Below are 22551 nucleotides of genomic sequence, written 5' to 3' on the forward strand. Positions count from 1 at the left end.
TCACCACGCCACCGTGAGCAGGACGAGCAGGACGGTGAGGGCCACCTCGACCCCGGCGCCGATGACATCACCGCCCACTCCACCGAAGGTGCGAGCAGCCCTGTCCCGCAGGGAGATCGCGGCCCAGACGGCCGCTGGTGCCGCCAGGGCGCCGATGAGGAGCGCCCGGACGGTGACCCAGAGGGAGGTGCTGGAGTCCAGGCCGCCGGGCTGCAGGGCGACGGGCAGCACCGAGGCCACGAGGAGGGCGCTGACGGCGAGGGTCGCGAGCAGCGCGCCCACGACGGGCACGGTGCCCACGAAGGCTGCGCCGAGGCTCGAGCCCTGCGAGGCCCGCTGTCCCCGGGTGCAGACGGCGGCCGGCGCGACCCGGGAGGCGATGACGGCGGCACCGACGACGAGGGCACCCCGCCACCCGGCACCGAAGAGGGCGGCCATCGCAGCGGCCTGCACCAGCAGGAGGACGACGAGAGCGATCGCTCCCATGGGGCCGACGTCACCGCGACGCATGACCTCGAGCGCGCGGTCCCGGTCCCAGCCGGCGCCGAGGCCGTCGACCGTGTCGGCGAGCCCGTCGAGGTGCATCCCGCGCGAGCCGTACGCGAGCACGCCGACCGCGAGGCCCGCGGCGACGAGCGCTGGCACCCCGAGCGGGACGGTCAGCCCGACGAGGACGACCGGGAGAGCGAGTGGAAGCACGGCGAAGGGGGCGAAAAGCAGGGCCGTGCGCGCGGTGTCGGGGGTGATCGTGACCCGACCGCTCGGCGACCGGGTGAAGGTCCCGACCGCCAACCGCATCCCTTCGCCCAGGCTCACGACGAGGCCGGGTCCTGCAGGGAGTCGACGACGTCGCCGATGACGGTGATGGCCGGGGGTGCGATGCCCTCCGCGTCGGCGACGGCGGCGATCTGCGACAGCGGTGCGCGCACCGAGCGCTGCAGGGGGGTAGCGCCGTCGGCGATGCAGGCGGCAGGCGTCTCCGGAGACAGGCCGGCGGCGACGAGTGCCTCGGCGATCGAGCTGAGGGTCGCGACGCCCATGAGGACGACGATCGTCAGTCGCGAGGTGGCGAGGGCGGCCCAGTCGACCTCGCTGCGCGGGTCGTCGGGGCCGACGTGGCCCGACACGACGGCCACTCCCTGGGAGAGCCCGCGGTGGGTCACGGGGATGCCGGCGAGGGCCGGAACGGAGAAGGCAGAAGAGACCCCCGGAACGGCCTCGACGGGGACACCGGCGGCGACGCAGTGGTTCCACTCCTCACCGCCACGACCGAAGAGGTACCCGTCGCCCCCCTTGAGCCGCACGACGGTCCGCCCGGCCCGGGCGTGCTCGACGAGCAGCTCGTTGATGCGCTCCTGCGGGGTGAAGTCCCCGCGCGGGATCTTGCCGACGTGCACGATCTCGGCCTGGGGTGCGATCTCGTCGAGGGCTGACACCGGGCCGAGCCGGTCGGTGACGACGACGTCCGCGGCGGCGAGCGCGTCGCGTCCGGCCACGGTGAGCAGGGCGGGGTCCCCGGGTCCGCCGCCGACGAGCAGGACCCGACCGGTGGCGGGTGCGGTGGTGGCGTCGGTCATGCGGTCCTCCGGTGCAGGATGTGGCCGAGCTCGCGCAGGAGCCCGTCGATGGTGTGCGGGTCACGGACGGCGATCCGCACCCAGGTGGGGTCGAGCCCCGGGAAAGTATCGCCCCGACGCACCGCCCAGCCGGCATCGCGCAGCGCCCCGTGGACACCCGCGCCCACCCGGGCGAGGACGAAGGGGGCGGCCTCGCCCCCGGTCGGGACGCCCAGGGCGTGCAGCCCGCGGGTCAGGTGAGCGCGCCAGATCGTGAACTCGTCGGCGGCACGGGCCGCCTCGGCGAGCGCGGCCGGGGTGGCGGTCTCGGTCATGAGCCGCAGTGCCAGCGAGCCCACGGACCAGTGCGGCTGGTGCGCAGCGAGGGCGGTGACGAGCTCGGCGTCACCGACGACGTAGCCGGCGCGGATGCCGGCGACGGCCCAGGTCTTCGTCAGGGAGCGGACGACGAGCAGGCCGGCGAGGTCACCGTCGAGCAGGCTCTCGCGCTCGCCGGGCACCGCGTCGACGAAGGCCTCGTCGACGAGCACGACCCGCCCCGGGCGCACGAGCGTGCGGATCGCGTCGGCCGGGTGCAGCACGCCCGTCGGGTTGGTCGGGTTGCCGATGACGACGAGGTCGGCGTCCCCGATCTGCCCGAGCGCCTCGGGCGTGAGCGCGAAGCCCTCCTCCGCCCGCAGCAGCACGTGCCGCACCTCGTGCCCGGCAGCCCGCAGCGCGGCCTCCGGCTCGGTGAACTGGGGGTGCACGACCACCGCGTCGGTCGGCGTCAGCGCTCGCGCGACCAGCGTGAAGGCCTCGGCCCCACCGCTCGTCGGCAGCACCTGCTCCCGCGCCACACCGTGTCGCGCCGCCAGCGCGTCCACCGCCCGGGTCGCGTCCGGGTAGGACGCCACGGACCCGAGCTCCTCGACGAGTGCCCGTGCGAGCCACTCCGGAGGCTGCGTCAGCCGCACGTTGACCGCCAGGTCCACCAGGTCGTCCGACACCTCGGCGTCGCCATGATGCCGCAGAGGATCGGGCACCGATCCCTCGAAGGCGACCGGGGGCGTGCGGTCCGGCAAGGACGTGGATCGGGCTGGGGTGGCGCGACTCAAGGGCTGAGCCGGTTGCGATGAGTCAGGTGAGAGCTCCGAGAACTCGTGGTGCACGTGCGAACCCCCCAGCGCCACCCCACCCGATCCACGGACGCCCCGAGGGCCCGCGCCAGACGCCACCGCGCGGGCTTGTGACGCCACCACGCGGGCAGTGCCCCAGCCACAGGCGGCGTCGACGAAGGAACGGGCGACGGAGGGCGAGCCGGCCCAGTGGGTGTGGAGGTAGGAGGCGACGAGGGTGGCTCGGCCGGTGGCGGCGGGGTCGAGGGCGAAGCCCTCGGTGCGGTCGCCGAGGTCCCAGGCTGCGGTGGTGCCGAAGGGGGGGTCCGTCACCGTGCGGTGGAACTCGTGGCCCGTCACCCGGGTTCCGGCGGGGCCGAGGACGGAGTCGACGACGCTCGTCGCCTCGCGGTAGCCGAGGGTGAGGCGCCGACCCATCGCGGCCCGGGCGGGCAGGGCGCCGACCATCGGGTGGTCGTCGAGGGCCTCGGCGAGGTAGAGCATGCCGGCACACTCGGCGACGGTGGGCATCCCGGCGGCGATGGCGTCGCGGATCTGCTGCACGAGAGGGCGATTCGTCGCGAGGGTGCGCGCGTGCACCTCGGGGAAGCCGCCCCCGAGGTAGAGGCCGCTGGTCCCCTCGGGGAGGGCGACGTCGCGTGCCGGGTCGAGCTCGACGACCCGAGCACCCGCCGCTTCGAGCAGCTCGACGGTCTCGGGGTAGCGGAAGGTGAAGGCCCGACCGCCCGCGACGGCGACCACCGGGGTCTCCCGTCGAGACGGGCGCGGGGCGCCCTCCTCAGGGTGCGAGGAGGGGAGCGCTGGGTCCCAGGGCGTGACGTCGAGGTCGGGCGCCGTGCGCGCTGCGGCGAGCAGGGCGTCGAGGTCGAGGTGCTCCTCGGCGACGGCGGCGATGTGGTCGAGGGTCGCGGCGGCCTGCCCGCGCTCGGCGGCGGGGACGAGGCCGAGGTGGCGGGAGGGCACGTGCATGGCGGCGTCGCGGGGGAGCACGCCCCACACGGGCACGCCGACGGCCTCGACGGCTCGGCGGGCCTCGTCGCCGTGGCGGGAGGTGCCCGCCTTGTTGAGCACCACGCCGACGACGTCGAGGTCGGGGTCGATGGTCGCGAGCCCGTGGACGGTCGCGGCCACGGTCCGGGAGGTCGAGCTGATGTCGACGACGACCAGGACGGGGGTGCGGGTCAGCGTGGCGACGTGGGCGCTCGAGGCGAAACCGTCGGTGCCGAGTCGCCCGTCCATGAGGCCCATGACGCCCTCGAGCACCGCGACGTCCGCGGGGGTCGGGTGGGTGGCCCCCCGGGCGAGCAGCGGCTGGACGAGGTCCTCGCCGACGAGCCACGGGTCGAGGGTGCGGCTCGGCCGGCCGGTGGCGAGCGCGTGGTAGCCGGGGTCGATGTAGTCCGGGCCGACCTTGGCCGGGGCCACGGTCAGTCCACGGCGGGCGAGGGCGGCCATGATCCCCACGGCGATCGTCGTCTTGCCGTGACCAGAGGCGGGTGCCGCGACGAGCACCCGGGGGAGGGTCACCACTCGATGCCCTTCTGGCCCTTCTGACCCTGGTCGAAGGGGTGCTTGACCTTGGTCATCTCCGTCGCGACGTCGGCGATCTCGAGCAGCCGCGGGTGCGGGTCGCGGCCGGTGATGACGACGTGCTGGTAGCCGGGGCGGTGGGTCAGCGTGTCGATGACGTCGTCGAGCTCGACCCAGCCCCACTTCATGACGTAGGTGAACTCGTCGAGGATGTAGACGGTGTGCGTCTCGGCGGCCAGCCGCCTCTTGATCTCCTCCCAGCCCTCACGGGCGTCGGCGGCGTGGTCCTCCTCGGACCCGGCCTTGCGCGACCACGACCAGCCCGAGCCCATCTTGTGCCACTCGACGGGACCCCCTTCGCCGGTCTCCTCGTGGACGCGGCCGAGGGTCCTGTAGACCTCCTCCTCGCCGATGCGCCACTTCGCGGACTTGACGAACTGGAAGACGCCGATCGACCAGCCCTGGTTCCACCCGCGCAGGCCGAGGCCGAAGGCCGCCGTCGACTTGCCCTTGCCGACGCCACCGTGGACGACGACGAGCGGCCGGTTGCGGCGCTGCCGCGTGGTCAGCCCGTCCTTCGGCGTGACGGGGGTCTGTCCCTGGGCCATCAGGCGGCGCTCCTTCGGGTGGTGCGGTCGGTGACGATCTCGACGAGGCCGCTCGCGGCGACCTGCTCGAGGGGGATGTGCTCGGCGCCCATCCGCCTGGCGAGGTCGGCGGCCAGACCCATCCGAAATCGGCCGGTCTCGCAGTCGACGACGACCGTCTCCGCGGTGCCGCCCCAGGCGTCGGCGATGTGCTGGGCGCGGGCGAGGGCGTCGGGCCCGGCGGTGGCGCGCCCGTCGGTGACGAGGACGACGAGGGCGCGCTGGTGACGGTCGCGGATGCGCTCTCGGGCCACGACCTTCGCGATCTCGGTCAGTCCCTCGGCGAGCGGGGTGCGGCCTCCGTGCGGCATCTGGGCCAGTCGCGCGGCGCCCGCCTCGACCGACGAGGTCGGGGGCAGCAGCAGCTCGGCCTCGTGCCCGCGGAAGGTCACCAGACCCACCCGGTCGCGGCGCTGGTAGGCGTCGAGCAGGAGCGAGAGGACCGCCGTCTTGACCTCGCCCATCCGCTTGCGGGCGGCCATCGACCCGGAGGCGTCGACGGCGAGCAGCACGAGGTTGGCCTCGCGCCCGCGGGTGATCGCGTGGCGCAGGTCGTCGCCGGTGACCCGGGTCGGGCCGGTGCCCGCAGCGCGCCGCGCGGCCGAGGCCCGGAGGGTGGCGGTCAGGTGCACCGGCGACCCGGCGGGCTCGTGGCCCGCTGGGTGGGTGCCGACGACCCGGCCACGCGGGGTGAGGGCGGGCGAGCGGCGACCGGCCGGGCCGGTGCCCACCCCGGTCAGCTCGAGGCGCCGGGCGCGGTAGGGCTCGGTGGCCGTGGCGGTGCCGGTGGGCGTCGGCTGGGCGCCGGTCGGGGGCGAAGGGGGCGACTCGGGGGCCTCTGTCGCCTCGTCCGGGGGGTCGGGGGCCGGGTCGGCGGACGACTGCGGCCCGGTCTGGGGCTGGTCGCCGGACGACGTCGGGCCCGGGGGCTGGTCGGAGGGGTCGGCGGCGGGCGCCTCGCCCGGGCCGTCGCCGGGCTGGTCCCCGCCCTCCGGCTCGCCACCGTCGGGCTCCTCGCCACCACCCGGCGGGTCGTCCTCGGGCTCCTCGTCGAGCAGCCGGTCGAGCAGGTCCTCGTCGAGACCCGGCGCGTCGAAGGGAGCACGACGGCGGCGGTGGGGCAGGGAGAGCAGCGCCGCGGCCCGGATGTCCTCGCGGGTCACGTGGTCGCGCCCCTCCCACGCGGCGTGCGCCGCAGCGGTGCGGGCGGTGACGATGTCGGCGCGCATGCCGTCGACGTCGAAGCCGGCGCACACCCGCGCGATGGTCCGCAGGGTCCGCTCGTCGAGCGCGACCCGGCGCACCGCCTCGCGGGCGGCGGCCAGGCGCTGGGTCAGCTCGGCCTCGGCGTCGGCGAAGCGGGCCGCGAAGCCCGCCGGGTCGAGGTCGGCCTCGAGCCGGCGACGCACGACCTCGGCGCGCACATGGGGGTCGCGGCTCGCGGCGACGTGGACGGTCAGGCCGAAGCGGTCGAGCAGCTGCGGGCGCAGCTCGCCCTCCTCGGGGTTCATCGTGCCGACGAGGGTGATCTGCGCCGGGTGCGAGATCGAGACACCGTCGCGCTCGACCGTGTTGCGCCCCATCGCGGCAGCGTCGAGCAGCACGTCGACGAGGTGGTCGTGCAGGAGGTTGACCTCGTCGACGTAGAGGATGCCGCGGTGGGCCTCGGCGAGCAGACCGGGCTGATAGGCCGCCTCGCCGTCCCCGAGCGCCCGGCGCAGGTCGAGGGAGCCGACGACGCGGTCCTCGGTCGCGCCGACCGGCAGCTCGACGAGGCGGGCCGGGCGGGTCGTGGCCGCGTCCTCGTGGGGGCCGTCGGGGCAGTCCTCGTCGCGGTCGGGGTCGCAGCCGAAGCGGCACTCGCTCGCCACCCGCTGCTCGGGCAGGACCGAGGCGAGGGCGCGGACGGCGGTCGACTTGGCGGTGCCCTTCTCACCGCGGACGAGGACGCCGCCGATCTCGGGCGAGATCGCGCTCAGCAGCAGCGCCGACGTCAACTCGTCGGCACCGACGAGCGCGGTGAAGGGGAAGGTGGGGGTCCGGGACCCGGTGCGGCTCACAGTGGCGGCCTCCTGGCGAGTGTCCACGCTCGCCGTCCGACGACATCGACGCGGGTTCGCGACGACGGGCACCGACCGAGTGTCTGGCTCGGGCCGCGTGGGCCGTGACAGTGGCGGGACCGCTCCGGAGTTGCACCGGATTCCTCGGGGGAGTGCCTGGGCGCGATCCTCTCACAGGAGGGCGAGGCCCTAGGGTGGGCGTCCGTGATCGAGGTCGTGGGTATCGGGGACGACGGGTGGTCCGGTCTGGACGAGGCCCGACGCGCCCTCATCAGCGGTGCTGCGACCCTCGTCGGGGGCGGCCGTCACCTCGACCTCGTCGCCCCCCACGCACCCGAGGCGCAGCTCGTGCCCTGGCCCAGCCCCCTTCGCCCGGCGCTGCCCGCCCTCGTCGAGGCGCACCCCGACGCCGTCGTCCTCGCCAGCGGTGACCCGCTGCGCTCCGGCATCGCCACGACCCTGGTCGAGCTCGTCGGCGCCGACCGCGTGCGCGTCCACCCCGCCATCGGCAGCGATGCCCTCGCCCGCGCCCGTCAGGGGTGGTCCGCCGAGGAGACCGTCGTCGTCACGACCGTCGGGCGCGACATACGCGCGGTCCTGCCCCACCTGGCCCCCGGCGCGCGACTCGTCGTCCTCCTCTCCGGGGGCGGCGACCCGGCTCGGCTCGGCGCACTGCTCACCGAGCACGGTTGGGGCGCAAGCATGCTCACCGCCCGCTGGCACCTTGGCAGCCCCGACGAGGGCGCTCGCTCCGAGCGCGCCGACGGCTTCGCCGGGGCCACCCCCGACCTCGTGCTCGCCTGCCTCGACGTGCGCGCCGACGACCCCGCGGCGACTGCCGCGACCGCCGGAGCGGTCCCGGGGCGCCCCGAGGACTTCATCGACCACGACGGCCAGCTGACCAAGCGCGACATGCGGGCGAGCGGTCTGGCCCGACTGCGACCCACCCCCGGAGCCCACCTGTGGGACCTCGGTGCCGGCAACGGCTCCGTCGCCCTCGAGTGGTGCCTCGCCGCCGACCGCGCCACCGTCACCTGCGTGGAGCGCGACGCGACCCGCGCCCAGCGCATCCGCGACAACGCAGCCGCCCTCGGCCTCGCCGGCCGCGTCGACGTCGTCGTCGGCGACACCGGCAGCACCGACCTGGCGATGCTGCCGACGCCCGACGCGATCTTCGTCGGCGGCGGGCTCGACCCCGACCTGCTCGACCGGGCCTGGTCCTCCCTTCGCCCCGGCGGACGCCTCGTCGCGCACGCCGTGACGCTCGAGGGGGACGCCGCGCTCATCGGCCGGCACGCCCGCACCGGCGGCGAGCTCACCCGCCTGTCCGTGGAGCGGGCCGTCCCGCTCGGTCGCTTCCTGTCGTGGACCCCTGCCCGCACCGTCACCCAGCTCGCCGCGATCCGCACCGACTCCGAGGACCCGACATGACCGTTCACTTCATCGGCGCCGGCCCCGGTGCCGCCGACCTGCTGACGATCCGCGCGACCCGCCTGCTCGCGGCGAGCCCGGTCTGCCTCTACGCCGGGACCTACCTCGATGCCGCCGTCCTCGAGCACTGCCCCGACGGCGCGCGGCTCGTCGACACCCAGGACCTCGACCTCGACGGGATCACCGCCGAGCTCGTCGCCGCGCACGAGCGGGGCGAGGACGTCGCCCGGCTGTGCTCCGGCGACCCGAGCGTCTACTCCGCGATCGCCGAGCAGACCCGCCGGCTCGACGCCTCCGGCGTGCCGTGGGACATCACGCCCGGCATCGCCGCCTACGCCGCGACCGCCGCCCGGCTCGGCCGCGAGCTCACCGTGCCCGAGGTCGCCCAGTCGGTCGTGCTCACCCGCGCCCAGCGGGACTCGACGGCCATGCCGTCGGGGGAGTCGCTCGAGGCCTTCGCCGCGACCGGTGCGACCCTCGTGCTGCACCTGGCGATCCGCCGCGCCCGCGAGCTCGCCGACCGGCTCGCCGAGCACTACGGCGCCGACTGCCCCGTCGCCGTGGCCTACCGGGTCGAGCAGCCCGAGGAGATCGTCCTGCGCGGCACCCTCGCCGACATCGCCGCCCAGGTCGAGGCGCACGACCTGCGGCAGGCCGCGATCATCGTCGTCGGGTGGGCCCTGCAGGCCGAGGGCTTCGTCGAATCGCACCTCTACTCCTGCCGCCGCGCGGCCGAGCGCGAGGAGCGGACGGCAGCAGACATCCCGGGCGGGCTTCGCTAGTCTCGGCCCCAGCCATCGCCTCCACCTGGAGGAACCCGGTGAGAGTCCGGGACGGTCGCGCCACTGTGAGCGGGTCTTCCGCGAGTCAGGAACTCCGGGGCGAGGGCTGCAGCGGCCGGACGCGTCATCCGGCCAGAGAGAGATTGCGCTGATGCACATCGCCGAGGGCTTCCTGCCACCGGTCCACGCCGCCGCGTGGACTGCTGTCGCCGCCCCCTTCGTCATCCACGGCACCCGCAGTGCCGCCCGCATCGTGCGGGACAACCCGAGCGCCAGGCTGCTGCTCGGGGCCGCGGGCGCCTTCACCTTCGTCATGTCGGCGATCAAGCTGCCGTCGGTCACCGGGTCCAGCTCCCACCCGACCGGCACCGGCGTCGGCGCGATCATCTTCCGGCCACCGGTCATGGCCCTGCTCGGCACGATCGTCCTGCTCTTCCAGGCGCTGCTCCTCGCGCACGGCGGCCTGACGACGCTCGGGGCCAATGTCTTCTCGATGGCGGTCGTCGGGCCCTGGGTCGGCTACGGGCTCTTCCGGCTGCTGGCCGCCGCGCCCTTCATGGTGCGGGTCTTCGTCGGCGTGGCCGTGGCCGACCTCGCCACCTACGTGACGACCGCGACGCAGCTCGCGCTCGCCTACCCGGAGGGCGGCTTCGTCGAGGCTTGGGGTCGCTTCCTCGGGATCTTCGCGGTGACCCAGGTGCCCCTGGCGATCGTCGAGGGCCTCGTCGGGGTCTTGCTGATCAACGCGCTCATCGCCTGGGCGCGCCCCGAGATGGAGGACCTCGAGGTCGTCCCCGCCGAGACCAAGGAGCCTGCCCGTGCGTGATTCCACCCAGACCCTCGGGCGACGCGGCATCGCCCTCGTCCTCGCCGCCGTCGTCCTCCTGCTGGCCGTCGCCCTCTACCTCGGTGGCCGCGCCGCCGCGGGGGAGGAGGAGGCCTTCGGTGGCACCGATGCCGCCGCCACCGAGCAGCTCGAGGAGGCCGGCCACGAGCCGTGGTTCGAGCCCCTCATGCCGCCGGCCGGTGGCGAGATCGAGTCCGGTCTCTTCGCCCTGCAGGCGGGCCTCGGCGGGCTGGCGCTCGGCTACGTCTTCGGCCGGCTCAAGGGGCGCGACGCCACCCGGACCGGGACGGCTGACCGCACGTCATGAGGCTCACCCTCGACGACGCGGCGTGGTCCTCCCCGTGGCGGACCCGCTCGAGGCTGGAGAAGTCCCTGCTCTGCCTGGGGCTGCTCCTCGTCGCCGCGACGACGACCTCGCTCGTCGTCGCGGGCCTCGTCGGGGTGTGCGCCGTGGGCCTCGCCGCCGTGGCCCGGGTCCCGGCGCGGGTCTGGTGCCACGCGATGGCCGGGCCCGCCGTCTTCATCGCCATCGGCGCCGTGACGATCGCGGTGACCTTCGGTGGGGGTGACCTCGTGAGGTGGGGTCCGGTCGGTGTCGACGAAGGGAGTGCCTCCCGGGCCCTCCTCGTCGTCTCCCGGGCCCTCGCCGCGACGAGCGCGACGGTCCTGCTGGCCGCGACCACGCCGATGGTCGACCTGCTCGCCGGGCTGCGCCGGGCGCGGGTGCCCGAGGTGGCCGTCGACGTCGCCGCGGTGACCTACCGGATGATCTTCGCCCTGCTCGACGCCGCGTCGGCGATCCGCGCCGCTCAGGCCGGTCGGCTGGGCTACGCGAGCGGTCGGACCGCGCGACGCTCGGTCGGCCAACTGTGCGCCGCCGTGCTCGTCGCCGCGTGGGACAAGGCCCGCAGGCTGGAGGACGGGCTGGCCGGTCGTGGTGGAGTCGCTGCCGTGCCGCTCGTGCCTGCCCGGGCCGTGTCGACCCCCTTCGTCCTGGCGGCCGGAGCACTCGTCGTCGGGCTGGCCGGGCTGTCGCTGCGGGCGGGACTGTCATGACGCACCGCCTCGGGTCGTGGACCCCACCCGACGACGCCGACACCGCGCTCGCGCTGCGCGGCGTGCACGCCGGCTACCCCGGCACCCCGGGCGTGCTCGACTGCGTGAGCGTGACGATCGGTGCGGGCCGGCGCACCGCGATCCTCGGGGCCAACGGGTCGGGCAAGACGACGCTGCTGCGGGTGCTCTCCGGCGCGCACGCGCCAGCCGAGGGCTCGGTCGTCTCCGGCGGGGAGGTCCTGCGGCACACTCGGCGCGGGCTGACCGCCCACCGGCAGCGGGTGCAGCTGGTCATGCAGGACCCCGACGACCAGCTCTTCAGCGCCGACGTCCGCAGCGACATCGGCTACGGCCCGACCAACCTGGGTCTCGGCGCCGCCGAGACCGCCTCGCGGGTCGACGAGGCGCTCGCGGTGCTCTCGCTCGAGGAGCTCGCCGACCGGCCGGTCCACCGGCTCTCCTTCGGTCAGCGCAAGCGGGTCGCCGTCGCCGGAGCGCTCGCGATGCACCCGCAGGTGCTGCTCCTCGACGAGCCGACGGCTGGCCTCGACCCTGCGGGCGTCGAGGAGATGCTCGCCGCGGTCGCGGCCCTCGAGGCGCACGGCACGACGGTGGTGCTGTCGACTCACGACGTCGACCTCGCCTGGCGCTGGGCCGATGAGGTCGCTCTGGTGGTCGACCACGTCGTCCACCAGGGCGAGGTGACCGATGCGCTCACCGACGTCGACCTCGTCGAGGCTGCGCGGCTGCGTCCACCGTGGTCGGTGCAGCTGCTGCGCGAGTTGGGGATCGAGCCGGCCGCGGTCGGCTGGCCCCGCACGCCCGGCGAGGTGGCGGGGTGCCTCACCCGCCTCGAGATTTCCGGGTGACCCGATAATCCCCGGCTTAGCATGAGTACCGGACTCTTGCGAAGTCGGGGTTTCTCTTGCTGAGCGGCCGCTTCAGCCCTCGCGGGCCGCCAGGATCTGCTCGCGCAGGATGTCGGCGTGGCCCGCGTGCTGGGCGAGCTCGCGCAGCACGTGCACGAGGACCCAGCGAAGGGGGAGCGGCCCTCGGCGGTTGCCGGTCACCACGTCGTCGAGGTCGAGCCCGACGATCGCTGCCCGGCTGTCGCTGCACGCCAGGCGGTGGGCCGCGACGGCGGAGGCGATCGTGTCCTCGGCGGTCAGCGCGAAGGACGCGTCGGGTGACGCGGGGATGCCGATCTCGGCGCGGGTGCGACCGTGGACGCCTTCGTCGAACCACACCCGCTCGACGAAGGTGGCGTGCTTGACCAGCCCGAGCAGGGTCGTGCGCGACGGCACGAGTCGACGCCGCGCCTCGTCCTCCGTCAGGTCGTCGAGGCAGCGACCCAGCATCGCCCGGTGCTCGTCGACGAAGGCGAGCAGCTGCTCGCGTGCCGACGCGTCGAAGGGGACCTCATGCTGGAAGGGCGGCAGGTTCACCCCACGACGGTAGCGTCGGGCGGTCTCACCCCTCGCCATAGATCTCGCCGCCCCGTCGACCTCGCCGGCTCGCCGCGGCTCCGGGCCGACGACCTCGAAGACCATCGCCGGGAACTGTCCGTCGCGCTCCACCCGCTCGCGGCGCAGCCGCAGGCGGCGGAGGAACGTGGCGCCGGCGCCCAGGACGAGGGGCGTCTGGTGGACCCACACCTTGTCGAGCAGGCCGGCATCGGCGAACTGACCGGCCAGGCCGCCGCCGACGACCCACACGTCCTTGTCGACGGCCGCCTCGGTTGCGGCGGCGTGCAGCTCGCGGTGCACCCACGCATAGGTGTTGGCCACGCAGATGACGGCCCCAGCGTGACGGGCGCCACCGACACCGATGCCGCACGACGAGGCGCGGTTACGCTCCCTTCGTCCCCGCTCGAGACCACCCCCGAGGACCCACGCATGAACCGCGTCCCCCGCATCCTGTGGACCGTCGCCACCGCCAAGCGGCGCGGCAGGGTCGCCCCCGGCGAGGTCGCCGTGCTACCGCTGCGGGTGCTGCCCAACGACATCGACTTCGCGTGGCACATGAACAACGGCGTCTACTTCACGATGGCCGACCTCGGGCGCATCGACCTGGCGATCCGCTCCGGGTGGGGCCTGGCGCAGGTCCGCAAGCGGGTGGCGGCGGTCGTCATGCAGGAGACGATGACCTTCCGCAGCTCGCTGCAGCCGCTGCAGGCCTACGAGCTGCACACCGTGATCGCCGGGTGGGACCGCGTCAGCGTCTTCTTCGAGCAGCGCTTCGTCACCGACGGCCAGGTGAGCGCGCAAGCGCTGGTGCGCATGCGCTTCCTCCAGCGGGGCAAGGGCGTCGACACCGACCGGCTGTGGCCGATGCTCGGGATCGCGCCGCCGCCCAGCCACGTGCCGGACTGGGCGAAGGGGTGGGGCGACGGCACCCGGCTGCCCTCGCCGCGCGAGGACGCGCCGGCAGGACCGCCGCCCTTCTGGGGGTGAGGTCAGGCCCTAGCCGACCGACCGCGGAGTCCACACCCGGCCGTCGTCGGTGACCCGGGTCGTCGAGGCGCCGATGACGACGAGGCAGCCCATGTCGACGGCCTCGACATCGAGCTCGCCGAGCGTCGTCACCCAGGACGACTCCTCGTCGCGGCCGACGTGGCGCGCGACGACGACGACGCGGTCCGGGCCGACCGCTTCGACGAGCAGGTCACGGGCGGCGCCGAGGGTGTCCGGGCGGGAGCGGGAGCGCGGGTTGTAGAGGGCGATCGAGATGTCGTTCGTCGCCAGCGCGGTCAGCCGCGCGGCGAGGACGTCCCACGGCTTGAGGTTGTCGCTGAGGTTGACCAGGGCGTGGTCGCCGCCGAGGACGGCACCGACGAGGGCGCTCGCCGCGTGGGCCGCGGTGACGCCCGGCACGACGTCGACCGGCACGTCGGCGTAGCCGGGGTCGTCGGACAGGGCCGCCTCGCGCGACTCGAAGAGCGCCGTCGCCATGCCGAAGACCCCGGCGTCACCACCCGAGACGAGGGCGACGTCCGCGCCCTCGCGGGCCAGGTCGAGCGCCAGACGGCCGCGGTCAAGCTCGACGGAGTTGCCGGAGGCGTGGCGGGTCAGGCCCTCGCGCTGCGGCACCCGGGCGACGTAGGGCGCGTAGCCGACGACGTGGTCGACCCGGGCGAGCACCTCGCTCGCCTGCGGAGTCAGCCAGTGGTCCGGCCCCGGCCCGAGCCCGACGACGTGGACGGTGCCGACGGACGAAGGGGAGGGCTCGCCCCCTTCGTCGGGGGCGCCCGCCGTCAGCCGAGCGAAGTCCGCGGCCCGCCCGGCGGCGTCGTCGCGCAGCCCCTCGCCGGGGACCACGACGAGGGACATGTAGGGCACGCGACCTTCGTCGACCTCGGCAGCCGGCATGACGAGCTCACCCGGGTAGGACGCGCGCTCGACGTAGACGGCACGCTCGAGCATCCCTGCCTGGCGCAGGGCCTCGCGGACCCCGGCGAAGGTGCGGCCGAGCTTCATGATGATCGCCGCGTCGGTGTCGGCCAGACGCCGGGCGAGCTCGGGCACGGGCAGGGTGCCGGGCAGGACGGTGAGGGTGTCCTCGTGCCGGCACAGGCCGGTCGCGACCGCGGCGGTGGCGGCGGACAGCGAGGTGATCCCGGGGACGACCTCGGTGGGGTAGCGCGGACTCAGCCGGTCATGGACGTACATGAAGGAGCCGAAGAAGAGCGGGTCGCCGATGGCGAGGACGACGACGCTGCGGCCGGCAGCGAGGTGGGCCTCGAGCCGGTCGCAGCACTCGTCGTAGAAGTCGGCGAGGGCCCCGTAGTAGCCGCGAGGGTGGTCGGTGAAGCCGGTCGTCACCGGGTAGCGCAGCTCTTCCTCGATGGCGCCATCGGGGATGAGGTCGGCGGCGATGGAGCGCGCGAGCGACTGCTTGCCGGCGCCCGCGTGGTAGGCGATGACGTCGGCGTCACGGATGAGCCGCGCGGCCTTGAGGGTGATGAGCTCGGGGTCGCCGGGACCGATGCCGACGCCGTAGAAGCGCCCGGTGGTCGTCTCGTCGCTCATGCCAGCTCGTCCGGGTGGGCGAGGGCGTTGAGGGCGGCGGCGGCCATCGCGGACCCACCGCGGCGGCCGTGGACGACGAGCCAGGGGATCGGGCCGCCGGTCAGGTCGTGCTCGGCGAGGGCCACCTTGGACTCCGCGGACCCGACGAAGCCGACCGGCATGCCGACGATCGCCGCCGGTCGGGGGGCACCGTCGTGGAGCAGCTCGAGCAGGTGGAAGAGGGCGGTCGGGGCATTGCCGATCGCGACGACCGCGCCCTCGAGGCGCTCGCCCCACAGGGAGACCGCGGCGGCTGCGCGGGTCGTGCCCCACTGGGCGGCGAGGTCGGGCACCTGCGGCTCGCGCAGCGTGCAGATCACCTCGTTGTCGGCGGGCAGACGGCGGCGGGTGACGCCCTGCGCGAGCATGTTGCTGTCGGTGAGGATCGGCGCGCCGGCGACGAGCGCGGCGTGGGCGGCAGCGGCGACCTCGGGGTGGCCGGCGATCTCGCTCGTGATGCCGACGTCACCGGCGGCGTGGATGATCCGCACGGCAGCGCCGTGGAGGTCCGCGGGCAGACGGCTGAGGTCGGCCTCGTCGCGGATCATCCCGAAGGAACGGCGGTAGATCTCCTGCCCGTCGGTGACGTAGTCGTACCGGCGAGGCGGTTGGCGAAGGGGGTTCATCAGGCCTTCTCGTGTTGTGCCGCAACGACATCCGCTGCGCTGATGGGGTTGAGGGCGGTCGCGTGCGTGCGGGCGGGGTGGCCGCACGAGCGCTCGCAGCCGATGACGTGCACGGCCGGTCCGGTGACGTCGACGAAGGGGGCGGCCTCCCTGGCGAGGTCGCGCGTGCGGGTTGTCGTCCGCGCGCACGAGGGCGCCCCGGCGCAGGCGGTGAGGACGGTCCAGGGGGAGTCGGCGGTCGTGGCGAAGCCGGCCGCCGCGAGCACCTCGGCCCGTGCCGCCCCACCCGGCACGATGACCGAGCGCCAGGGCGTGATGCAGAGCTTCCCCTCGAGCCCCGCCACCATGGCCGGCGTCAGCAGCCCCAGCGGCACGAGGGCCACGAGGTCCTCGCCAACCGGTCCGGGCGCCGGTGGCTCACCCGCGAGCACGTCGAAGGGGAGTCCCCCCGGCAGCAGGTCGGTCCGGGTCGCGTCGGGCAGGTCGCGGATGTTCCAGGTCCGGTCGTCGGTGCGGGCGGCGAGGAAGCGACGGGCCACGTCGAGGGCGGCGGCAGCAGCAGCCTCGCGGGGGACGGTGATCGCCCGGTCCGCGGCGAGGAGGGTGGCTTCGAGGCTCGTTCCTCGCACCTCAGCCAGCGGGGAGGTGACGATCGCGACGTCCCAGGGTTCCCCGAGGACAGCACCACCGGGCTCGGCGACGGCGAGGAGGAAGCGCCCCGGCAACTCGGCCAGCCCGGGGTCCGCGAGCAGTCCCTCGTCGAGCGCGGTCACGAGGTCGTCGAGTCCGGCATGCGGGTCGGCGACGATGTTGCGCGCCTTGTCGTGCGGCCCGGAGGGGACGAGTCCGAGGTCGTCGATCGCCGTGATGAGCTCACGGGGGAGCGGGTCGGGCAGGCCGCGCAGCTGCAGGCTGCCCCGCGAGGTGAGCGTGATGGCCGGGTTGCCGAATCGCTGTGCGAGAGAAGAGATCTCGCGCAAGGTGGACGCGTCGACCCGACCGCCGGGGATGCGCAGGCGCACCATCGCCCCGTCCGCCGAGACGAAGGGGGTGAGCAACCCCGGGCAGCGGTCGGCGCCGCTGCGGGAGGGCGTCGGTGTGCTCACGGCAGGGCAGCCTACGCGGCCCCGGTAGGCTGCCGGACAACCGAGCAGCGCGGAACCCGGTGCAAGTCCGGGACGGTCCCGCCACTGTGAGCGAAGCCCACTTCGCGAGTCAGACACGCCCTGCCGGCCGGCCCGCACGAGACCGTGCGGGTCACTCCCTTCGAACCGCGGGGCGCGGACCCCCGCCAAGGAGCCCACGACGTGACCACCGTCGCCCTGCTGTCCACCTCCGACACCGACCTGCTGAGCGCGCGCAGCGCCGGCGTCGACTATGTCGTCGGCAACCCGGCCCGCCTCACCGACGAGCAGATCGCCGAGCGCGTCGCCCGCGCCGACGTCGTCGTCGTCCGCTACCTCGGCTCGCCGCAGGGGCTGTGGGAGGGCTTCGCCGACCTGCGCAGCGCCAGCGCACCGCTCGTCGTCCTCGGCGGCACACAGGAGCCCGACGCGGCGCTCATGGAGCTGTCGACGGTGCCGCCCGGCACCGCGGCGGAGGCCCACCGCTACCTCGCCGAAGGGGGCCCGGCCAACCTCGCGCAGCTGCACGCCTTCCTCGGCGACACGCTCCTGCTCACCGGTGAGGGCTTCGAGGCGCCGCAGGCGCTGCCCCAGTGGGGTGTCCTCGACCGCGACGAGCCGGCCGCCCTCGACGCAGCCGGCGGCGATGTCCGGCGCCCGCGGGTTGGTGTCCTCATCTACCGGGCCCAGTACGCCGCCGGCAACACCGACTACGCGCACGCGCTCGCCGACGCGATCGACGCCGCCGGCGGGCAGGGCGTCGTCATCCACTCGGCCTCGCTGCGCGACGCGCCCGACGGCCTGCTCGAGCACCTCGGCACCCTCGACGCGCTCGTGACGACCGTGCTCGCGGCCGGCGGCACCAAGCCCGCCACCGCCTCGGCCGGCGAGGACGACGAGGCCTGGGACGTGGAGAGGCTCGCCGCCCTCGACATCCCGATCCTCCAGGGCCTGTGCCTCACCTGGGGCCGCGCCGACTGGGAGGAGTCCGACGACGGCATGAGCCCGCTCGACGTCGCGACCCAGGTCGCCGTCCCCGAGTTCGACGGTCGGCTCATCACGGTCGCCTTCTCCTTCAAGGAGTTCGACGACGAGGGCCTGCCGCACTACGTCGCCGACCCCGAGCGCGCCGCCCGCGTCGCCGGCATCGCGGTCAACCACGCTCGCCTGCGGTCCACGCCGGTCGCCGAGCGCAGGATCGCCGTCGTCCTCTCGGCCTACCCGACGAAGCACTCCCGCCTGGGCAACGCCGTCGGCCTCGACACCCCGGTCTCGACGATCCGGCTGCTGCGCGCGATGCGCGAGGCGGGCTACGACCTCGGCGAGGGCTTCGTCGGGATGGACCTGCTCCCTCCGGTCGAGGGCGAGGCCCCCGACACGACGTCGGGCAATGCCCTGATCCACGAGCTCATCGCCGCCGGCGGGCAGGACGAGGAGTGGCTCACCCAGGAGCAGGTCGAGGGCGCGCAGGTGCGCATCCCAGCCGCGCGGTACCGGGAGTGGTTCGACGCCCTCCCGGCCGACCTGCGCGAGGCGATGACCGAGCACTGGGGCGAGGCGCCCGGCGAGGTCTTCGTCGACACGACGACCGACGCCCAGGGCGAGATCGTCACCGCCGCCCTCGTCCGCGGCAACGTCGCGCTCCTCGTGCAGCCGCCCCGCGGTTTCGGTGAAAACCCGATCGCGATCTACCACGACCCCGACCTGCCGCCGACGCACCACTACCTCGCGACCTACCGCTGGATCGAGGAGGAGTTCGGCGCGCACGCCGTCGTCCACGTCGGCAAGCACGGCAACCTCGAGTGGCTCTCCGGCAAAAACCTGGCGATGTCCGCCTCCTGCGGCACCGACGCGGCCCTGGGCAACCTGCCGCTGATCTACCCCTTCCTCGTCAACGACCCCGGTGAGGGCACGCAGGCCAAGCGCCGTGCCCACGCGACGATCGTCGACCACCTCGTCCCGCCGATGGCCCGCGCCGAGTCCTACGGCGACATCGCCCGCCTCGAGCAGCTCCTCGACGAGTACGGCAACGTCTCGGTCATGGACCCGGCCAAGGCGCCGGCCCTGCGCGGCGAGATCTGGCAGCTGCTGCACGCGGCGCAGATGCACGTCGACCTCGGGCTGGGCGACGACGTCGACCTCGACGACGCCGACGGCTTCGACGACCTCGTCATGCACGTCGACGGCTGGCTCTGCGAGATCAAGGACGTCCAGATCCGCGACGGCCTGCACGTCCTCGGCCAGGCGCCGCAGGGCGAGGAACTCGTCAACCTCGTGCTCGCCGTCCTGCGCGCCGCGCAGGTGTTTTCCGGTCAGGTCGGGTCCGTCCCCGGTCTGCGGGCGGCGCTCGGCCTCGCCGAGGACGCCTCCACCACCGAGACCGATGCGGTCGAAGGGAGGGCCCGTCACCTCGTCGAGGCCCTCGCCGCCGCGGACTGGTCCGCCTCTGCCGCAGGCGATCTCGTCGCCGAGCACGAGCCGCAGCTCGACCCGGCGGCGGCCGCCGAGGTCACCCGGGTGCTGGAGTTCGCCGCGACGCAGGTCGTGCCGCGGCTCGCCGCGACCGAGCGCGAGCTGCCGATGGTGCTGCACGCCCTCGATGGCGGCTACATCCCTGCGGGGCCGAGCGGGTCCCCCCTTCGCGGCCTGGTCAACGTGCTGCCCACGGGGCGAAACTTCTACTCCGTCGACCCCAAGGCGATCCCCTCGCGGCTGGCCTACCAGACCGGCACGGCGATGGCCGACTCGCTCCTCGCCCGCTATCGCGAGGAGACCGGCGAGCTGCCGACCTCGGTCGGCCTGTCGATGTGGGGCACGTCGGCGATGCGCACCTCCGGCGACGACATCGGCGAGGTGCTCGCCCTGCTCGGCGTGACGCCGGTGTGGGACGAGCAGTCCCGCCGGGTCACCGGGCTCGAGCCGATCCCGCTCGCTGAGCTCGGCCGCCCACGCATCGACGTCACCGTGCGCATCTCGGGCTTCTTCCGCGATGCCTTCCCGCACGTCATCGCCCTCATCGACGACGCCGTCGCGCTCGTCGCTGGCCTCGACGAGTCGCCCGAGGACAACCACGTGCGCGCCCACACGATCGCCGACCTCGCCGAGCACGGTGACGAGCGGCGCTCTCGCACACGGATCTTCGGCTCCAAGCCGGGGTCCTACGGTGCGGGCATCCTCCAGGTCGTCGAGTCGGGCAACTGGCGCAGTGACGACGACCTCGCGCAGGTGTACACCGCGTGGGGTGGCTACGCCTACGGCCGCGACCTCGACGGCGCACCCGCCGCCGAGGACATGGAGCGCACCTACCGCCGCATCCAGGTCGCGGCCAAGAATGTCGACAACCGCGAGTCCGACATCCTCGACAGCGACGACTACTTCCAGTACCACGGCGGCATGGTCGCGACCGTCCGCGCGCTCACCGGCAGCGAGCCCAAGGCCTATGTCGGCGACTCGACCTCGCCCGACGCAGTGCGCACCCGCACCCTGCAGGAGGAGACCAACCGCGTCTTCCGCTCGCGCGTGGTCAACCCGCGGTGGATCTCGGCGATGCAGCGCCACGGCTACAAGGGCGCCTTCGAGCTCGCGGCGACCGTCGACTACCTCTTCGGCTTCGACGCGACGGCCGGCGTCGTCCACGACTGGATGTACGACCGGGTCGCCCGCGACTACGTGCTCGACGAGACCAACCAGGAGTTCATGCGTCGGGCCAACCCCTGGGCGCTGCGCGGCATCGTCGAGCGACTCACCGAGGCCGCCGACCGCGGCCTGTGGGAGGAGCCAGACCCCGAGGTCGTCCGTGCCATGCAGCAGGTCTACCTCGACGTCGAGGGGGACATGGAGGACAGCGAGTGACGAGCGGAGGGAGCGAGCCCCGATACGCCCGGCCGGTCCCGACGATCGGCGACACGAGCAGCGCGGCGCAGCGCCGGGACGACCCGACGGGCTGGGCCATGGGCGAGGCGGTCACCGAGGCCCTCGCCGCGGTCGTGGCCGGCCGTCGCGACATCCGTCGCTACCGGCCCGACGCAGTGCCCGAGGAGCTCATCACGGCCGTCCTCGAGGCCGGGCACCGGGCGCCGAGCGTCGGGCACTCGCAGCCCTGGCGCTTCGTCGTCGTCAGCGACCCGGCGACCCGTGACCGAGCCGCAGCGATGGCCGACAGGGCTCGGGTCGACCAGGCCGCACACCTGGCCTCGGAGCGCGCCGCGCGCATGCTCGACCTCAAGCTCGAAGGTCTGCGCGAGGCGCCCGTCGGCATCGTCGTCGCCTGCGACCGGCGCACTCCTGCAACGGGCGTGCTCGGCCGAGCGACCTTCCCCGACGCCGACCTGTGGTCCTGCGCGACCGCGATCGAAAACATGTGGCTCACCGCCCGCGCCCACGGTCTCGGCATGGGCTGGGTGACCCTCTTCGACCCCGACGAGCTCGCCGACCTGCTCGGTCTGCCCGAGGGCGTCGTCACCCTCGGCTGGCTCTGCCTCGGCTGGCCCGACGAGCGCCCGCCGTCGCCCGGCCTGGAGCGGGTCGCGTGGTCGAAGAAGACGCCGCTCGAGCAGGTCGTCCTGCACGACCGCTGGCCCGCGGACGAGGCCGCTCCGCAGCAGCCGGTCTCGCACCTGCGCGGTCCCGAGCCGACCCGGCTCGTCGGCGCGACCGACGCCGCCGACGAGCTGCTCTCGCCGCCCGAGTCGCTCGGCGTCCTCGACCGCGCGCTCAACCGCGTGCTCGCCGTGGGCGCCCAGGACGTCACCGGTGGCACCCTCGTGCTCGCCGGCGCCGACCACCCGGTGACCGGGCTCGGCGTCAGCGCCTTCCCGGCCACGACGACCCACGACGTGCTCGCCGCGACCGTCGCCGGCACCTCCCTCGGTGCCGCCACGGCGAAGGGAGCCGGACTCGCCGTCGTCGGTGTCGACGCCGGTGTGGCACAGGCGGTCCCGGGTGCGCACAAGACACGGCCCGCGGGGGAGCGGGGCGACCTCGCCACCACGGATGCGATGACGCTCGCCGACGTAGAGGCCTTGGTCGCCGCAGGGCGCGACATCGGTACCGGGGCCGCGGTCACCGGTCTCGTCTGCCTCGGCGAGGTCGGGGTCGGCAACACGACGGTCGCCGCCGCTCTGGCCTGCGCCCTCCTCGACCTCGAGCCGCAGGACGCGGTCGGCCTGGGCTCCGGCTCGGATGCCGACATGGTCGCGCGCAAGCGCGACGTCGTCGCCGCGGCGCTCGCCCGGACGCAGGGTGAGTCGGACCCCCTTCGCCTCCTCGCGATGGTCGGTGGGCCCGAGATCGCGCTGCTCACCGGAGTCACGCTCGGGGCCGCGGCCGCCGGCGCACCGGTGGTGCTCGACGGCCTCGCCGGATCGCTGCCGGGCGTCATCGCCGCTCGTCTCGAGCCGGCCGCCCAGGCCTACCTGCTCGCCGGGCAGGTCAGCCGCGAGCGGGCCCACGCCCTCGTGCTGCGCGAGCTGGGCCTCGAGCCGCTGCTCGACCTGCGCCTGCGCGCCGGCGAAGGGGTCGGCGCCTGCCTCGCCGCCTCGATGCTGCTGCAGGGCCTGGCGGTCCGCCGCATCGCCGCCCGCACCCGCTGACCCCCGGTGGCTGAGGAGGTCGCTCTGCGACCGTCTCCCTGACCCCGGTGGCTGAGGAGGTCGCTCTGCGACCGTCTCCCTGACCCCGGTGGCTG

18 protein-coding genes and 3 riboswitches are annotated in these 22551 nt (G+C 74.5%); of the genes, 9 read left to right on the forward strand and 9 right to left on the reverse strand.

Features of this window, described 5'->3' with window-relative positions; genetic code table 11:
- Genes CWN80_RS02370 through CWN80_RS02390 form a run of 5 tightly spaced genes read right to left on the reverse strand, consistent with a single transcriptional unit; the run spans nucleotide 1 to nucleotide 6959 of the window.
- Entirely contained in the window at nucleotides 1-816 is an 816-nt protein-coding gene (locus tag CWN80_RS02370) for an adenosylcobinamide-GDP ribazoletransferase (protein ID WP_007929459.1), read from the reverse strand.
- Entirely contained in the window at nucleotides 813-1577 is a 765-nt protein-coding gene (gene cobA, locus CWN80_RS02375; protein ID WP_007929461.1) for a uroporphyrinogen-III C-methyltransferase, read from the reverse strand. Before cobA ends, CWN80_RS02370 begins: the two co-directional genes overlap by 4 nt.
- Nucleotides 1574-4225: a bifunctional hydrogenobyrinic acid a,c-diamide synthase/histidinol phosphate aminotransferase CobBC gene (locus CWN80_RS02380; protein ID WP_192899831.1), complete on the reverse strand. Its 2652-nt coding sequence runs from the start codon at nucleotides 4223-4225 to the stop codon at nucleotides 1574-1576. Before CWN80_RS02380 ends, cobA begins: the two co-directional genes overlap by 4 nt.
- Entirely contained in the window at nucleotides 4219-4833 is a 615-nt protein-coding gene (gene cobO / locus CWN80_RS02385; protein ID WP_007929465.1) for a cob(I)yrinic acid a,c-diamide adenosyltransferase, read from the reverse strand. Before cobO ends, CWN80_RS02380 begins: the two co-directional genes overlap by 7 nt.
- Nucleotides 4833-6959: a VWA domain-containing protein gene (locus CWN80_RS02390; RefSeq protein ID WP_238148033.1), complete on the reverse strand. Its 2127-nt coding sequence runs from the start codon at nucleotides 6957-6959 to the stop codon at nucleotides 4833-4835. The genes cobO and CWN80_RS02390 overlap by 1 nt, the downstream gene beginning before the upstream one ends.
- A 50-nt stretch (nucleotides 6960-7009) precedes the next feature.
- Nucleotides 7010-7078, reverse strand: a riboswitch (cobalamin riboswitch).
- Nucleotides 7079-7136: 58 nt separating this feature from the next.
- Between CWN80_RS02390 and CWN80_RS02395 the strand changes: the two genes are divergently transcribed.
- The 6 genes from CWN80_RS02395 to CWN80_RS02420 all read left to right on the forward strand — a co-directional run bounded on the left by CWN80_RS02395 (nucleotide 7137) and on the right by CWN80_RS02420 (nucleotide 11917).
- Nucleotides 7137-8363: a bifunctional cobalt-precorrin-7 (C(5))-methyltransferase/cobalt-precorrin-6B (C(15))-methyltransferase gene (locus tag CWN80_RS02395; protein WP_007928626.1), complete on the forward strand. Its 1227-nt coding sequence runs from the start codon at nucleotides 7137-7139 to the stop codon at nucleotides 8361-8363.
- A complete protein-coding gene (cobM, locus tag CWN80_RS02400) occupies nucleotides 8360-9145 on the forward strand; it encodes a precorrin-4 C(11)-methyltransferase (protein WP_007928625.1) in 786 nt (261 codons plus the stop codon). The genes CWN80_RS02395 and cobM overlap by 4 nt, the downstream gene beginning before the upstream one ends.
- A 28-nt stretch (nucleotides 9146-9173) precedes the next feature.
- A riboswitch (cobalamin riboswitch) is annotated at nucleotides 9174-9240 on the forward strand.
- 56 nt (nucleotides 9241-9296) lie between these two features.
- Nucleotides 9297-9971 (forward strand): energy-coupling factor ABC transporter permease, encoded by a 675-nt coding sequence (locus tag CWN80_RS02405; RefSeq protein ID WP_007928624.1) that lies wholly within the window; start codon nucleotides 9297-9299, stop codon nucleotides 9969-9971.
- Nucleotides 9964-10299, forward strand: a complete 336-nt coding sequence (locus CWN80_RS02410) for an energy-coupling factor ABC transporter substrate-binding protein (RefSeq protein WP_007928623.1) — start codon at nucleotides 9964-9966, stop codon at nucleotides 10297-10299. The genes CWN80_RS02405 and CWN80_RS02410 overlap by 8 nt, the downstream gene beginning before the upstream one ends.
- The gene (cbiQ, locus tag CWN80_RS02415) at nucleotides 10296-11048 is read left to right on the forward strand and encodes a cobalt ECF transporter T component CbiQ (protein ID WP_007928622.1); all 753 of its coding nucleotides are present in this window, start codon (nucleotides 10296-10298) and stop codon (nucleotides 11046-11048) included. Before CWN80_RS02410 ends, cbiQ begins: the two co-directional genes overlap by 4 nt.
- Entirely contained in the window at nucleotides 11045-11917 is an 873-nt protein-coding gene (locus CWN80_RS02420; protein ID WP_007928621.1) for an energy-coupling factor ABC transporter ATP-binding protein, read from the forward strand. The genes cbiQ and CWN80_RS02420 overlap by 4 nt, the downstream gene beginning before the upstream one ends.
- Before the next feature lie 72 nt (nucleotides 11918-11989).
- Here the strand turns inward: CWN80_RS02420 and CWN80_RS15300 are convergent, their stop codons facing one another.
- Nucleotides 11990-12532 carry a DinB family protein gene (locus CWN80_RS15300; RefSeq protein WP_083853773.1) on the reverse strand — a complete coding sequence of 181 codons (543 nt, stop codon included), beginning with the start codon at nucleotides 12530-12532 and terminating at the stop codon, nucleotides 11990-11992.
- Between the two features lie 411 nt (nucleotides 12533-12943).
- Here CWN80_RS15300 and CWN80_RS02430 point away from each other — a divergent pair, with 411 nt between their 5' ends.
- Nucleotides 12944-13501 (forward strand): acyl-CoA thioesterase, encoded by a 558-nt coding sequence (locus tag CWN80_RS02430; RefSeq protein ID WP_007928618.1) that lies wholly within the window; start codon nucleotides 12944-12946, stop codon nucleotides 13499-13501.
- Between the two features lie 9 nt (nucleotides 13502-13510).
- Here CWN80_RS02430 and CWN80_RS02435 read toward each other — a convergent pair whose 3' ends face one another.
- Genes CWN80_RS02435 through CWN80_RS02445 form a run of 3 tightly spaced genes read right to left on the reverse strand, consistent with a single transcriptional unit; the run spans nucleotide 13511 to nucleotide 16847 of the window.
- Nucleotides 13511-15076 (reverse strand): precorrin-2 C(20)-methyltransferase, encoded by a 1566-nt coding sequence (locus CWN80_RS02435; protein WP_007928617.1) that lies wholly within the window; start codon nucleotides 15074-15076, stop codon nucleotides 13511-13513.
- On the reverse strand, nucleotides 15073-15741 hold the full coding sequence (locus tag CWN80_RS02440) for a precorrin-8X methylmutase (protein ID WP_007928616.1): 669 nt from the start codon (nucleotides 15739-15741) through the stop codon (nucleotides 15073-15075). Before CWN80_RS02440 ends, CWN80_RS02435 begins: the two co-directional genes overlap by 4 nt.
- Complete coding sequence (locus CWN80_RS02445) at nucleotides 15741-16847, reverse strand: hypothetical protein (RefSeq protein WP_040881460.1); 1107 nt, start codon at nucleotides 16845-16847, stop codon at nucleotides 15741-15743. Before CWN80_RS02445 ends, CWN80_RS02440 begins: the two co-directional genes overlap by 1 nt.
- A 51-nt stretch (nucleotides 16848-16898) precedes the next feature.
- Nucleotides 16899-16964, forward strand: a riboswitch (cobalamin riboswitch).
- 84 nt (nucleotides 16965-17048) lie between these two features.
- Here CWN80_RS02445 and cobN point away from each other — a divergent pair.
- Entirely contained in the window at nucleotides 17049-20717 is a 3669-nt protein-coding gene (gene cobN / locus CWN80_RS02450; protein WP_007928614.1) for a cobaltochelatase subunit CobN, read from the forward strand.
- Nucleotides 20714-22456: a 5,6-dimethylbenzimidazole synthase gene (gene bluB, locus CWN80_RS02455; protein ID WP_128276825.1), complete on the forward strand. Its 1743-nt coding sequence runs from the start codon at nucleotides 20714-20716 to the stop codon at nucleotides 22454-22456. The genes cobN and bluB overlap by 4 nt, the downstream gene beginning before the upstream one ends.
- Nucleotides 22457-22551 lie beyond the last annotated feature (95 nt).

This window comes from Janibacter hoylei PVAS-1 (assembly GCF_004025845.1).
GTDB classification, from domain to species: Bacteria; Actinomycetota; Actinomycetes; order Actinomycetales; family Dermatophilaceae; genus Janibacter; species Janibacter hoylei.